Genomic DNA, 13,766 nt, shown 5'->3' with positions numbered 1-13,766 from the left:
AGGTAGGGAGTCTGACTTAATGAACGTTCAACCGTACGGCGCGCAGGCATTGGAATGTTGCCGTCATTGACATACGGTTCCGGCGTGGCCAGAACCGGACGGACCCTCCAAGCGCTGGACCGGCGCGGGCCGGCGACCCGGCCCGTGTCGGCCGGTGTCGGACCCCCCGCGTCGGCCGGCGTCGGAGCCGTCCTCGACGACGCAGCGACGCTGCGCGGAGGGCTCCTGTCCTCCACCGATGTGGGCAGCGCCAACCGGGCCCGGTTGCTGCAGGCGCTGGTGGACGACGGGCCGACCTCCCGCGCCGACCTGGCTCGCCGCATCAACGTGCCGAGGGCGACGATCAGTACCATCGTGACCGGTCTCCTGGAAGCCGGTGTGCTGCAGGAGGATCCACCCCAGCCACCGCTCGACGGCATCGGAAAGCCGCCGCGGCCGCTGTGGTTCGCCCCCGACGCCCTTTTGTGCGGGGCGATCTCGGTCAGTCGCGGCTCGGTCGATACCGCGGTCATCAACGCCAGGGGGGAGATCCTCGCCCGGGGGCGGAGCCAGATCAGTGCGGACGGCGCGACCGGAGCGCTCGACGACGAGATCGTCGCCGCCGCGTCATCGGTCCTATGGGCCTTTCGTGGGCGGCTGACGGGGATCGGTCTGACGGTGCCCGCCCTGTGCCACACCGACTCGATGCAGGTTCTGGCCTGCACTCCGATTCCCAGCCTGGTCGGCACCCGGCTGCCACCGCTGCTGTCCGAGGCCTTCGGCGTGCCCTGCGTGCTGGAACAGGACGTGCGCGCCTTCGCCGTCGGGGAGAAATGGTTCGGGCTCGGCCGCGGGATCCCTGACTTCGCCGCTCTCCAGTTCGGCGTCGGAGTCGGTGCCGGCATCGTGCTGACCGGGCACCTGATGTCCGGACGGGGCGGCCACAGCGTGCAACTGGGTCACACCTGCGTCGACCCGGACGGTATTGCCTGCTCGTGCGGTCTGCGGGGCTGCTGGGAGACCCTGGCCGGGCACCGATGGCTGCGCAACGAGGCCGTCCGACGTGGTGTCCCAGGGGGCCGCGACACCACTCCGAAGCGGTTGGCCGGCCGGAAGGCGGCCGGCGACGAGGCGGCGGCCGGGCTCCTCGCGGCCTACGGCGACAACCTGGCGATCGGAATGGCCAACCTGGTCCAACTGCTCTCCCTGCAGCTGTTCATCATCCACGGCGACGTGGTCCACGCCGGGGAGGAATTCCGGGCCGAACTCCAGTCCAAGGTCGTGGCGCGCTGCCTGCCCGCACTCGCCGGGGACGTCCGGGTGGAGTATTCCGCCCTCGACCAGGACGCCGGACTGCTCGGTGCCGCCGCCACCGTCCTGACCCGGCGCCTTGGGGTCGCCCCGTAGCCGCCCACCCCCTTTGGCGTGGATCAACTTCGCAGGCATGGCCGAAAGTGATGACTTCTGTCCCTCCCGTCCCAAAAGGGGGAAGTTGATCCATGCAGCCCCCGGGAGGCGGCCGGCACCACAAAGCCACGCGGCCACCACCCCGACGCCCGGCGGACGTCACGCGGACGGCAGGCGGGGTACCCGGCAGGGGCGGGACCGTCGGATAACCTCGTCCCCATGCGACTGGTGATCCTGGGCGGCGGCGGGTTTCGGGTCCCGCTCGTCCACCGGGCCCTGCTGCGGCGCCCCGAACTCGGGATCGACGACGTGGTGCTCCACGACGTCGACCCGGCCCGGCTCGCGGTGATCGCCGCAGTCCTGGAACCGTCCCCCGGCGTCCGGCTGAGCCTGACCACCTCGCTCCCGGAGGCGATGACGGGCGCCGACATCGTCTTCTCCGCCATCCGCGTCGGGGGGGCGGCCGGCCGGGTACGTGACGAGCGAAGGGCCCTGGACGCCGGCGTTCTCGGCCAGGAGACGGTGGGAGCCGGCGGTCTGAGCTACGGGCTTCGCACGCTTCCGGTCGCCCTGCAGGCCGCCCGGGTCCAGGCCGAATTGGCACCGGACGCGTGGTTGATCAACTTCACCAACCCGGCCGGGATGATCACCCAGGCTCTCTCGAACACCATGGGGCACCGGGTGATCGGTATCTGTGACTCCCCGGTCGGACTTGTCCGAAGGGCCTGCCGGGCCCTGGATCTCCCGGCGGGCGAGGTCGAGTTCGACTACTCCGGCATCAACCATCTCGGGTGGCTGACGTCGTTGCGCCACGGCGGGCGCGAGGTACTACCGGAACTGCTCCACGACGATCGACGCCTGGCCTCGACCGAAGAAGGCAGGCTCTTCGGGCCGGAACTCCTTCGTGCCCTGGGCGCCATCCCGAACGAGTACCTGTACTTCTACTACGTTGCAAGGGAAATCGCCCACGATCTGCAGAAGTCACGGACCCGGGGCGAGGTCGTCCTCGATGAGCAGACCGGCTTCTACGAGGCGGCCGGCGATCGCAGTGATCGAGCCGCACAGCTGTGGGAGCAGACCAGGACCCATCGGGAGCAGACCTACCTGGCCGAGGCACGCACCGGGGAGCGTGACGAGCAGGACCTGTCCGGAGGCGGGTACGAGCGGGTCGCACTCGACCTGGTCCAGGCCCTCACGAGTGGAAAGCAGACCGAGATGATCGTCAACGGACGCAACGACTCTGCCTTCCACCAGCTTCCCCCGGACATGGTGGTCGAGACCCGTTGCGCGGTCGACAGGTCCGGCGCCCGCCCGATCACCGGACCGGATCTTCCCCTGCACCAACTGGGGCTGATCTCTTCGGTACGAGCAGCGGAGGAAGCGATCATCGAATCCGTCACCGACTCCTCGATAGACGCTGCCGTTCACGGTTTCTCGATCCACCCGCTGATCGGATCACGACGCATCGCGGCCACCCTCGTCGACTCGATCATCCGCGACGAGCCCTCCGTGGCGGCCCTGTTCCGGCCGCCCCGCGCCGGAAACCGAGGCAGCTAGAGCCCGCATCGTCGATTCGTTGGCTGTGTTGCAAACCTTTGTCGTCCATCGACCGGAATGAGATCCGCAGTCCGGGGGCCATTGACGCGGGTTCTCATTCCGGTCGATGGCGGACGGGCACCGGCCACGATGACGATGGCCCGGCGCCCGGTCGTAGCGAGTGAGAACCAGGCGTCGAATGCGAGCTAGGCGTCCGACAGCCGCGCGATGGTGGCCACGGCCCGCCGGAGCGAGATCGACGGGTGGCCGGGGACCTCCTCGGCCAGGAATCCGTAGCTGTTGGCCAGTACCGAAGCCGATCGCGAACCCGATGCGGCCGCCTGACGAACCCCGGCCAACCAGTCGGCCAGATCCCCCCAGCCCGGCGCCGCGAGGGACCCCCCGACGCGCTGGACCGACAGCGCTGCACAGAGATTGGCGAACGCCATCCGATTGCGCAGCGGCCACTCCCGCAGGGTTCCGAGGATGAACGCCGCATCGAAGACGTCGCCGGCCCCGGTCGCGTCGACCGCATTCACCGGCAGCGACGGGACCCACTCCTCCTCGTTGGTGATCGAGTCGATCCCGATGGACCCCTGACCACCGCAGGTGACCACCACGAGGGGAACCAGTTCGGCCAGGCTCAGCAGCGCGGCCCGCGGGTCCTCGGTGCGCGTGTAGGCCATCGCCTCCGTGCTGTTCGGCATGAAGGCGAAGAGATCGCCGAGCCCGACCAACTCCTCCGGTCGCCAGGCACCGCTGGCATCCCAGCCGACGTCACCGAAAAGCCTGGCGCCGTTGGCTTTCGCCTTGGCCACCCACGGGCCCTCTTCCCCACCGAGGCTCACCACACCGACCCTGGTCGGAGGCGGCTCGGCGACCAGCTCCGAGAGTGGGATGGGCGAGTCGTGGGCATGCGTGACCATCGCCCGATCACGATGCACCGCAAGAGAAACCGTGACGGGTGAATGCCAGTCCGCGACCCGGCGCGATTGTCCGAGGTCGACACCCTCCTGCTCCAGCGTCCGCCAGAGAAAATCACCGTAGACGTCGTCGCCGAACGTGGACGCCAACCCGGTGCGCAGGCCGAGCCGGCTGGCCGCGATCGCGAGATTGGCGATCCCGCCCGGGCACGATCCCATCCCCTCTGCGTGAATCTCGGTGCCGGGCAATGGTTGTGACGGCAAACCGGTCAGCACCATGTCGAAGAAGGTGGTCCCCTGCATGAAGACGTCGAGGGGCTCGACGCGAACGGCCGGGTCGGGTCGGGTGTCCTGCACCGCCCCAGCCTCCCACGAACCGGTGCCTGAACACACCGGTCCGTGTCACATCCGACGCGAAGAGGCCGTCCCGGCTCACCAGGCGTAGTCCTCCGGCGCGGTCTTGTGGCCGGGGAAGATGTCGTCGAGCTTGGCCAGGGATGCGTCGTCGAGCACCACGTCGAGGGCGCGCACGGCCGAGTCGAGCTGCTCCATCGTCCGCGGTCCAACGATCGGCGCGGTCACGGCGCTCTGGTGCAGCAGCCAGGACAGTGCGACGTCACCCGGCTCGAGGCCGCGCTCCTCGGCGAAATCCTCGAACTTCTCGATCTGCTCGCGGTGCTCTTCGATCGCCTGAGCGGCGCGACCTTCGTTGCGGCGCTTGCCGTCCCGTTCCTTGCGCAGTACTCCCCCCAGCAGGCCGCCGTGCAGCGGAGACCACGGCAGGATGCCGAGACCGTAGTGCTGGGCGGCCGGGATGACCTCGAGTTCGATGTCCCTGGTCATCAGGTTGTAGATCGACTGCTCGCTGACCAGGCCCATGAAGTGCCGGGAGCTCGCCGCGGCCTGGGCCTGGGCGATGTGCCAGCCGGCGAAGTTGCTGCTGCCGGCATAGAGCACCTTGCCCTGGGAGACGGCCACTTCCATCGCCTGCCAGATCTCCTCCCACGGCGTCGAGCGATCGATGTGGTGGAACTGGTACAAGTCGATGTAGTCGGTCTGCAGACGCTGGAGACTCGCATCGAGCGCACGCCGGATGTTGAGCGCCGAGAGCTTGCCACCGTTGGGCCACGGGTCCATGTCGGCGTAGAGCTTGGTCGCCAGGACGGTCTTCTCGCGGCGGCCGCCGCCGGTGGCGAACCAACGACCGACGATCTGTTCGGTTGCCCCCCGGCCCAGCTCACCGCCGTAGCCGTTGGCCGTGTCGAAGAAGTTGATGCCGCGTTCGTGGGCCGAGTCCATGATGGCGTGCGAATCCGGCTCGCTGGTCTGTGGTCCGAAGTTCATCGTGCCGAGGCACAGGCGGCTGACGGTCAGGCCGGTGCGGCCGAGGTGGGTGTATTCACCAGACTCAACCGGTGGTAGCAACACTCGGCTCCTGCAGTAATAGTAGCTGCTCGGCCATCGCTTCCGCCGGTGTCTTCCAGCCGAGCGTTTTGCGGGGTCGGTCGTTCAATGCATCAGCGACGGAGTCAATTTCTGCGGCGCACCAGCGGGATAGGTCGGTTCCTTTCGGGAAGTACTGACGTAGCAGGCCGTTCGTGTTTTCGTTCGTACCCCGCTGCCAAGGGCTGTGCGGATCGGCGAAGAACACCGCCATACCAGTCTCGGCCTTTAGAGAGACATGCGCGGCCAGTTCCTTGCCACGGTCCCAGGTCAACGACTGACGCAACTCCCGCTGCACTGCAACCATTTTCGCGACAATACTGTCCTTGGTTGCGGTCGCGCCGTAACCGCTCAATGCGGGACCGTTCTTCACCGGCGGCTCAAGTCCGTAGCCTTCCATTCGCGGCAGGTGCAGCAGGATCGTGAACCTGGTCATCCGTTCCACGACGGTGCCGATCGCTGACCGGCCGGTGCCGATGATGAGGTCGCCCTCCCAGTGGCCGGCGGTCTTCCGATCGTCGGCCTCGGCGGGCCGCTTATCGATCGTCACCTCCGGAGTCACGTGGCCCGTAGCTCGCTTTCGGGCTCTCGCCCGGGGGACCCGCAACGCCCGTCCGGTCCGCAGACACGGCACCAAATCGCGCTCCAAGGCGCCGCGGTCCTTGATGTACAGGGCCTGATAGATCGCCTCGTGGGAGATGCGCATCGTCGGGTCGTCGGGGAAGTCGATCGGCAGGCGGTGGGCGATCTGCTCCGGGCTCCACGCTGTCACCCACCGCCGGTCCTGGCGGTGAGGCTTGTTACGCCCCTTCCATTTTGCAACGACTGGTCCCGGTACGACAGTGCCGTCCGCGGCGCGGATGACCCCGGCCAGGCGGTCCTGGACATGGCCACGAAGCCGATCGTTCGTCACCAACTTGGCCGTCTTGGGACGGCGGGCCATCAGCTCGGCCTTCCACTGGGCAGTCGACGCTCGATACTCCAACTGGCCGCCACGAGTTGCGGCATTGCGGCGCAGCTCCCGCGAGATCGTCGATGGCGACCGACCCAGGCGGCGGGCGACCTCACGCACTCCGTTGCCCTGCGCTGTCAGCAGAGCGATGTCCTCTCGCTCAACAAACGAGAGATATCTGCCCGACGGGGGCTGCAGTTCAATCAGCGGCATGCCGCCACTGTCGCGGAACCAACGCGTCCCGACGGGCCCCGACACGCCGCACGCCGTCGCGGCGTCTTCGCTGGTCATCCCTTTCGCGATGTTGCGCCAAAATACCCGTTCGACATCCCGGCGGGCCGGCGGCCGCCCGGGCGACCGCATCGCCGGCCGCCCGGTCATCGACATCATCCGATCCGAAGCTGGACCCATTGCAAGACCTCCACTCTCGGGAGTGTTGCGACGACCAGTTGAATCCGCCTTCCATACCTGGATTCATACCCCGTTCGTCCCTCCACCGAACGGGCGCACCTGCCGTCGCCCCCGTCGGCCGCCGACTGTCATCGTCAGGAAGGCTGGGCGTTGTAGTACCCGAACACATCCGCCACCAGATCCACGGTCCCGGCTCCGTCGACGGTCAGGGCGATGAAACCGTCCGGGCTCACCGGCACGACGACCAGGTTCGCCACCGTCCGGCCCGCGACGTAGTTCAGATTCGAGGTGGCGGGCTGACCCGACCCGGCCGAATAGGCGGTCAGGTATCCCGCGCCCGTCGGGCCGACCACCACGACGTCCAGCACGACCGCCGTGACCCCGGCCGGTGCGACTCCGCCGACACCAATGACCTTGAGGAACACCGTCTGGAGATTGCCGACGGGGCCCTGGTTGTCGCCGGTGTTCGTCCTGGTGTCGAGCAGTCGTGCCGGGCCGACGGTGGTCAACGTGCCCCCAGATGCCGCTGCGGGCCCCGGTTTGGTGGTGAAGTAGCCCGCCACGTCCGCGATCAGCTGGGCACCGGCCAGGGCGAACAGCCGGACCTTGCCGTCGGCACCGATCGGGGCCACCACCAGGTTCGAGACCGTCTGACCCTTGACGAAGTTCACATTCGACGAAGCCGGACGGGCCACCAGGTTCGGATAGACCGTGACGTAACCCGCGGCGGTCGGTGCGGTCACCGTGACGCTGAGCACCACGGCCGACACGCCGCTGGCCGGCACCCCACCGTTGCCGAGGACCGCCAGGGCGATGGACTGTCCGGCCGGGACGGCTCCGGCCGGTGCGCCGAGCCCGTAACGGGTGTCCAGGATCCGCCGGGGGGCCAGCGGACCGAACGAACCGGGGACAGCAGCCAGTGCCGCGGCGGCGCCGTTCAGGTAGAAGCCGGACACGTCGGCGATCAGGTGGGTACCGGCGGAGGTGAACAGCGTGACCTTGCCGTCTGCACCCACCGGGGCGATCACCAGATCGGGCACCGTCTGGCCCTTGACGAAGCTGATGTTCGACGTGAACGGCTGCGCACTGCCGTGCGGATACACGGTGACGTACCCCGCTGCGGTCGGCGCCGTCACCGTCACGTTGAGCACGACGGAGGACACCCCGGACGGGGGCACGCCGCCGCGACCGAGCACCTGCAGGACCACTGCCCCCTTGGTGGCCACCGCGGCCTTCGGCGCGCCGACCCCGTACCTGGTGTCCAGCAACCGGTTCGAGGGAAGTGGCAGGAAGGTGCCGGCCTTGGCGATCGTCCACGGGAAGACGACCGAACCGGTGGCTCCGGTGCTGTCCGTCGCGGTCACCGTGGCGACGAACGCGAACAGCACGGTCGGTGTCCCTGAGATCACGCCGGCAGCGGAGATGCTCAGCCCGGCAGGCAGATTCGTGGCCGTGAAGGTCAGCGCCCGCGAGGGCACGTCGGTCGCCGCCACGGTCAGGCCGACCGGGACCCCGACCGGGGACGCCTGGTTGTCGGGATTCGCGACGGTGATCGCCTGTGCCGGTGGGGCGAAGGCTGCGACACCATCGGGCGTGCCGAGACCCGTCGGCCCGTCCCATCCGGTGGCCGCCCCGCAGAGCAGATCGGGCGAGCAGTAACCGTTGATGCCCTGGTTGATGTCGTTCAGCGAACCGCTGCGGGCGTACGGGTAGGAGGCCGGGCGATCATCGGAGCGAGGCGCACCGGCGAGCGCGTAGACCGAGGTGATGATCGGGGCACTTGCGCTGGTCCCGCCCACGATGGACCAGCCCTGGGTCGGCAGGCCGAGCCCGGTCTGGTAGACGGCCACGCCGGTGTTGGGGTCCGCGACGGCGGCGACGTCGTTTCCCGCCCGCCTCGTGCACACCGACGCGGCGATGATCGCCTGCCAGGCGGGCTTCGTCTCGTCGCTGGAGCAACCGGACCCGGTGCCGTGCGCGATGTCGTTGCCCCAGGTGAACTCCGACCATCCCCGCGTCGTTCCGGCCTGCATCGCCAGCGTGGTGCCCCCGACGGCGACTGCGTTGCCCGACGTCGAGGGATAGTTGCTGCCCTCCTGGTAGCCGCCGTCACCGGAGGATGCGGCGTAGACGACGCCGGTCCGCCCGAAGTAGCTGGAGTCGAACCGGCCCTCCTGACCGGTTTCCGGTCCGCCCCAGCTCATCGAGACGAACTTCGCGCCGAGCCTGTTCGCCCGGTCCACCGCGGTGAACAGGTTGTTGCTGTTGTCCATGGCCTCGATCAGGGTGATGCTGCAGTTCGGGCAGATCGCCGACACCATGGCCAGATCCAGCGCCGTCTCGCCGGCCCAGCCCGCGTCGTACGTCGGCAGCGGGCTGGTCTGTCCGGCCTGGTTCAACTTCTTGAAGCAGCCGTGACCGCCCTGACAATCCAGGGGGGGCAACTGGTAGGTCGACCGGTAGTGCGCGAGATCGGCTGCGGCATCGGGGTAGCCGAAAGCATCGATGACGTAGACGACCTGGCCGGCACCGGCCGACGAGGACGGCAGGGCGTAGGCCGACTGCAGGTCCGCTGGACCGAACCCGCTGGGCGGCACGTTGGCCGCCAGATGCGCGAAGTTGCCGGTGCGCCGCAGCGAGAAGCACGTGTAGGTGCCCGGAGCGGGCTCGGCCGGGCAGTTGCTCGTGTAGTCGACCGGGCCGTCCGACATCCTTTCGGTTGCCGGGACCGGCCGGGTGGCGGGAGCCGGATTCGGGACGGCCGCCGCCGCAGCGACCGCGGGTCCGGACGCAGCCACCTCAGGTACTGATGCAGCCACCGCAGGAACCGCCGCCACCGCAGGAGCAGTAGCTGCCGCCGGCACCACAGCCAGCCCGACGAACGGCAGGACGGTCGCCAGTAGCAGGACGGCAACTCGTCGGGTCGTGATCACGATGGCAGACCTCCGGCAGGCCGGCACCGCCGGTTTCGACGATGCCGGGTCGATGGGTCCCGCGGCGAGAGGGCACCGAAGGGCGCAGCACAGCACGCACGCCGATGTTCGCACATGCCGTGCCCGACTGTTCCACCAATGAAGCAAGTCGGAGCTCACCCGGACGATGGACGGCGCCCGGCACTGGCGCGGTTAACACCGTTAGCTGTAGCCTCGACGGGTGTCAGACACCGGTGTCGCGGGCAACCCAGATCAGTCGGGAAACGCTGCACCGGAGCAGAACTGGAGTTATCACCCCGACGGCACCCGCGTGCTCAACATCGCCGGAATCCTCCGGTCACGGGCCGGAGCAACGCCAGATGCACCGGCCATCCTGCAGGGCGCGGACACCACCACCTACGGGGAGCTGGACGCTCGTTCCTCGCAGGTGGGCCGTGCCCTGATCGCAGATGGTGTCGCGCCCGGTGACCGGGTGGCCTACGTCGGGGTGAACGCACCGTCCTTCCTCGAGGTGCTCTACGGCGCGGCGAAGATCGGCGCCATCGCCACCGCGCTGAACAATCGCCTGGCGCCGACCGAGCTCGACGGCATCCTGCGCGATGCCCGGCCGGCGGTCCTCGTGCAGGGGGTCGGCGAGCCGGCCGTGCGTCCGGATGCGCATCCATGGTTGCGCCGGGTCGTCACCTCCGATGACTACATCGGCTGGATGGGGCCGCATCCCGCAGCGGACCCCGGCTTCGAGGCAGCACCGCACGACCCGGCCGTCGTCTTCTACACCTCGGGCACCACCGGCCTGCCCAAGGGCATCATGCTGACCGGCGACAACATGAGCCAGGCCCTGGCCGTCCTGCACCACGACGCCGGGTTCGACTCGACCTCGGTGGCGATGGCCCCGATCCCGTTCTTCCACATCTCCGGCTTCGGCATCGCCGTGGTGGCCACCCTGAACGGATCGGCGCTGCTGCTGGAGACCGAGACCGAACCGCACGCCCTCGTCGAACTCCTGGTGGGGCGCAGGGTGTCGCACGCCGCCGTGGTCCCGACGCTGGTGCAGCGGATGGTCGACGTGCCGGCTGCGTCGACCGCCGACTGGTCTTCGTTGAAGTACCTGATCTACGGATCGGCACCGATGCCGCTGCCGGTCATCCAACGTGCCACCGCGATCTTCGGGTGCAGATTTCTGTCCAGCTACGGGTTGACGGAGTCCAACGGCGGCGTCACGATTCTCCGGCCGGAGGACCATTTCCCCGAAGCGGGCCGCGAACAGCAGCTGCGTTCGGTCGGGCGCGTGATGTCGGGCGTCGAGCTGGTGGTGGTCGATCCGGTGACGCTGCAACGAGTTCCGGTGGGCGTGAAGGGCGAGGTACTGATCCGGGGCGGTCACGTCATGCTGGGATACTGGGACAACCCGGCGGCCACCGCTGCCGCCATCACCCCGGACGGCTGGCTGCGGACCGGCGACGGCGGCAGCTTCGACGACCAGGGCTACCTCTATCTGCACGACCGGTTGAAGGACATGATCGTCAGCGGCGGGGAGAACGTCTTCCCGGCCGAGGTGGAGAGCGCGCTCACCGCGCATCCCGCGGTCGCCGAGATCGCCGTCATCGGCATCGCTTCGCCGACCTGGGGCGAGTCGCCGTACGCGATCGTCGTCCGGCGGCCGGGCCACCTGCTCCGCGAGCAGGAGTTGATCGATTTCGCGCGTGAGCGCCTCGCCCACTTCAAGTGTCCGGTGGGGGTCGAATTCGTGGCGTCGTTGCCGCGCAACGCCAGCGGCAAACTCCTGAAGAACCGACTCCGGGAGCAGTACCGGGGTTGAGCCGGGCCGGCTCCCCGGACGTCCTGCAGAGTGATCGCGATAGCGATCACTTTGCAGGACGTCCGGGCAGGCAGGACGTCCGGGCAGGCAGGACGGCGTCAGACCAGCCGGAAACTGATGCCGGGCAGTCCGGGGTCGACGGCCGCGGCCGACGCGGTGCGCAGCACCACCGTCCAGTCCGCGGACGGTCCACCCGGCACGAACTTCACGAACGCGCCGCCCAGCTCGATCTGATCCGGCACAGCCGGCTCACCCAGATCCAGCAGTCGGTGCCAGAGGACGTTCATCGCCGCCGGATCGGCCACCGGCACCTCGACCCCGACGATCTCGTCGACGCGGGCACCTGCCTCCGGGCCGGGGTCGATGTCGTCCCAGAACCATTCATCCCGGTCGGCGATACCGTCGATCTCCAGTACCAGACCGACATCCTTCGGATGGAGTTGCAGCACCGTCCGACCGAAGGCCAACTCGTCGATCGGGACCCGGACGCCGAGGGTCCGGCACCGCTCGCGGACGGCGTCGGGATCGGGATGCTGGACGGAGAGCACGAATCCGCCGCGGCCACCGATCTTCGAGAGCCACCGGCCGACCGGACCGACGCCGTCGGTCGATCCCACCAACTCGAGATAGCGCCCGGCGGAGACCGGCAGCGTCGCGTCCACCAGCGAGATCCTCGCCAGCTCCGGGTCGGCGAAACCCTCCCCCAGACCGAAAGCCTTCCGGACGGCGGCAGTGTCGGCGCCGTGGTGAGCGGTCGCGATGACCACCTGGCGCAGCTTGGCCCAGCTGGTGGTAGGTGCACTCATCGAACACTCCTTCATCGGTGAAATGTCGGGGACACGCGAGAAGCCCTACAGATGGAGAGCACTCGCCGGGTCGTCGTGGCTGCGCCAATCAGGAATCATCGACCCCGGGGCCCAGGTGGAGTGGGTACCACTGGACACCCGTTCCGGCAGCTGGACCCTGGCCAGCGGTCCGGCAGTGAGGTCGGCGGCGTCGAACACCAGGCATTCGGAGACGTCGTGATTCATGTCCGACACGATGGTGACCAGGTAACCGTCGTCCTCGCCGGTCGAGCCGAGCCGGGGGGCCATCGCGGTCTCGCTGCCGAACACCCCGTCCCCGAACAGATACCGCTCCTCCTTTCCGGTGTCGGCGTCGTGCTTGATCAGGCCGTTGAACAGGAACCAGCCGGGGAGCGTCGTGGCCGAGTAGCTGTAGCGGTGCCGCCGCCCGGCGTACTGCTGGTTGATCATCCCGAATTCGCTCTTGCTCTCGGTCAGCGGCTCCTCCTTGCTCAGACCCGTCACCAGGTTCAGCCGCCACCGGTGCAGTTGGGGTCCCATCAGCTCGTTGTCCAGGAACCGGAACATGCGCTGGTAGAGCGTTCCGTTGCCGGCCGGGGGCTCCGGGTCCTGCTGGAAGAAGCCGTCGAGGACGATCTCGTCGCCGTCCTCGTAGGCGTTGACCCAGTGCAGCACGTACGTCGGGTCGGCCTCGAACCACCTGATGTCGGAGGTCTGCCCGCGGCGCGGGATGACGGCGATCCTGGTCGGCAGGTCCGGGTGGAACGTGGCCGCGTACTTGCCGCCGGCCAGCGCCGCGGGCTCCCAGAACAGCGGCAGGTCGTTCAGGATCGAGTAGTGCTCGGTGAACGCCATGTCGTGGGGCAACCGCGGGCCGGGCAGCGGGACATCCACGTAGTGGACCAGGTTGTCCTGCTGGTCGACCACGCCGTAGTGCATGTAGGGAGCGTCGGTACCGTAGTTGAAGAACAGCAGCTCGCCGGTGCGCTCGTCCAGCTTGGGATGGGCCGACACCCCGACGTCGGAGGGGAACGCACCGTTCCAGGTCGCCTTGCCGAGGGTCTCCAGGGTGGTCGGGTTGAGCCGGTAGAGGTCGCCGCACTGGTAGAAGCTGGTCAGCGCGACGCCATTGTGCATGACGACGTCCGTACTGGACGCGTCCTTCATCCGACCCCTTGCCCCCCAACCGGTCTGGGTCGGCGACTTGGCCGGGTTCTCGGCCAGGCCGGCCCACAGCGGCCGCCCCGCCTCCTGCTCGGCCCGGAATCCGTCGGTCTGGACGAAACGGTTGCGGTAGAACGCTTTCCCGTCACGGAAACCCACCACGTGGACCATTCCGTCCCCGTCGAACGGGTGATAGATCTCCATGGCCGGGTGGACCGGGTTCTCGGTGTTTCGCAGGTAGGTGCCGTCCAGATCGGCCGGGATCTCGCCGATCACCGGAAGATCGTCGGCCTTGCGTTCCACCGTCTGCGGCCGCCAGGGGCCGGTCCGGTAGGGGTGGTCGTCGTCGGCCGGCAGCGTGGTCAGTGCACGGCCCAGAATTTCGATGTCCAT

The 13,766-nt window shown here is 68.5% G+C and carries 9 protein-coding genes; 3 read left to right on the top strand and 6 right to left on the bottom strand.

Features of this window, described 5'->3' with window-relative positions; translation table 11 throughout:
* Positions 1-84: 84 nt before the first annotated feature.
* Positions 85-1,386, top strand: a complete 1,302-nt coding sequence (locus H7F38_RS14575) for an ROK family transcriptional regulator (RefSeq protein ID WP_187090545.1) — start codon at positions 85-87, stop codon at positions 1,384-1,386.
* A 219-nt stretch (positions 1,387-1,605) separates the two neighbouring features.
* Positions 1,606-2,943: a 6-phospho-beta-glucosidase gene (locus tag H7F38_RS14570; protein ID WP_187090544.1), complete on the top strand. Its 1,338-nt coding sequence runs from the start codon at positions 1,606-1,608 to the stop codon at positions 2,941-2,943.
* A gap of 185 nt (positions 2,944-3,128) precedes the next feature.
* Here the strand turns inward: H7F38_RS14570 and H7F38_RS14565 are convergent, their stop codons facing one another.
* The 4 genes from H7F38_RS14565 to H7F38_RS14550 form a co-directional block, all read right to left on the bottom strand.
* Positions 3,129-4,202, bottom strand: a complete 1,074-nt coding sequence (locus H7F38_RS14565; protein WP_222618084.1) for a carbohydrate kinase family protein — start codon at positions 4,200-4,202, stop codon at positions 3,129-3,131.
* Between the two features lie 75 nt (positions 4,203-4,277).
* Positions 4,278-5,189 (bottom strand): aldo/keto reductase, encoded by a 912-nt coding sequence (locus H7F38_RS14560; protein ID WP_187094721.1) that lies wholly within the window; start codon positions 5,187-5,189, stop codon positions 4,278-4,280.
* A gap of 64 nt (positions 5,190-5,253) precedes the next feature.
* Positions 5,254-6,630: an IS30 family transposase gene (locus H7F38_RS14555; protein ID WP_187091417.1), complete on the bottom strand. Its 1,377-nt coding sequence runs from the start codon at positions 6,628-6,630 to the stop codon at positions 5,254-5,256.
* Between the two features lie 155 nt (positions 6,631-6,785).
* A complete protein-coding gene (locus H7F38_RS14550; protein ID WP_187090543.1) occupies positions 6,786-9,584 on the bottom strand; it encodes a hypothetical protein in 2,799 nt (932 codons plus the stop codon).
* A 220-nt stretch (positions 9,585-9,804) separates the two neighbouring features.
* Between H7F38_RS14550 and H7F38_RS14545 the strand changes: the two genes are divergently transcribed.
* Positions 9,805-11,403: an AMP-binding protein gene (locus H7F38_RS14545; RefSeq protein ID WP_187090542.1), complete on the top strand. Its 1,599-nt coding sequence runs from the start codon at positions 9,805-9,807 to the stop codon at positions 11,401-11,403.
* Between the two features lie 98 nt (positions 11,404-11,501).
* Here H7F38_RS14545 and H7F38_RS14540 read toward each other — a convergent pair whose 3' ends face one another.
* Entirely contained in the window at positions 11,502-12,209 is a 708-nt protein-coding gene (locus H7F38_RS14540) for a hypothetical protein (protein WP_187090541.1), read from the bottom strand.
* Positions 12,210-12,254: 45 nt separating this feature from the next.
* On the bottom strand, positions 12,255-13,766 hold the full coding sequence (locus H7F38_RS14535) for a carotenoid oxygenase family protein (RefSeq protein ID WP_187090540.1): 1,512 nt from the start codon (positions 13,764-13,766) through the stop codon (positions 12,255-12,257).

Source organism: Nakamurella sp. PAMC28650, from assembly GCF_014303395.1.
Lineage (GTDB): Bacteria > Actinomycetota > Actinomycetes > Mycobacteriales > Nakamurellaceae > Nakamurella.
Note: the sequence above shows the minus strand (reverse complement) of the source record. Positions and strands in the feature narration are given on the sequence as shown.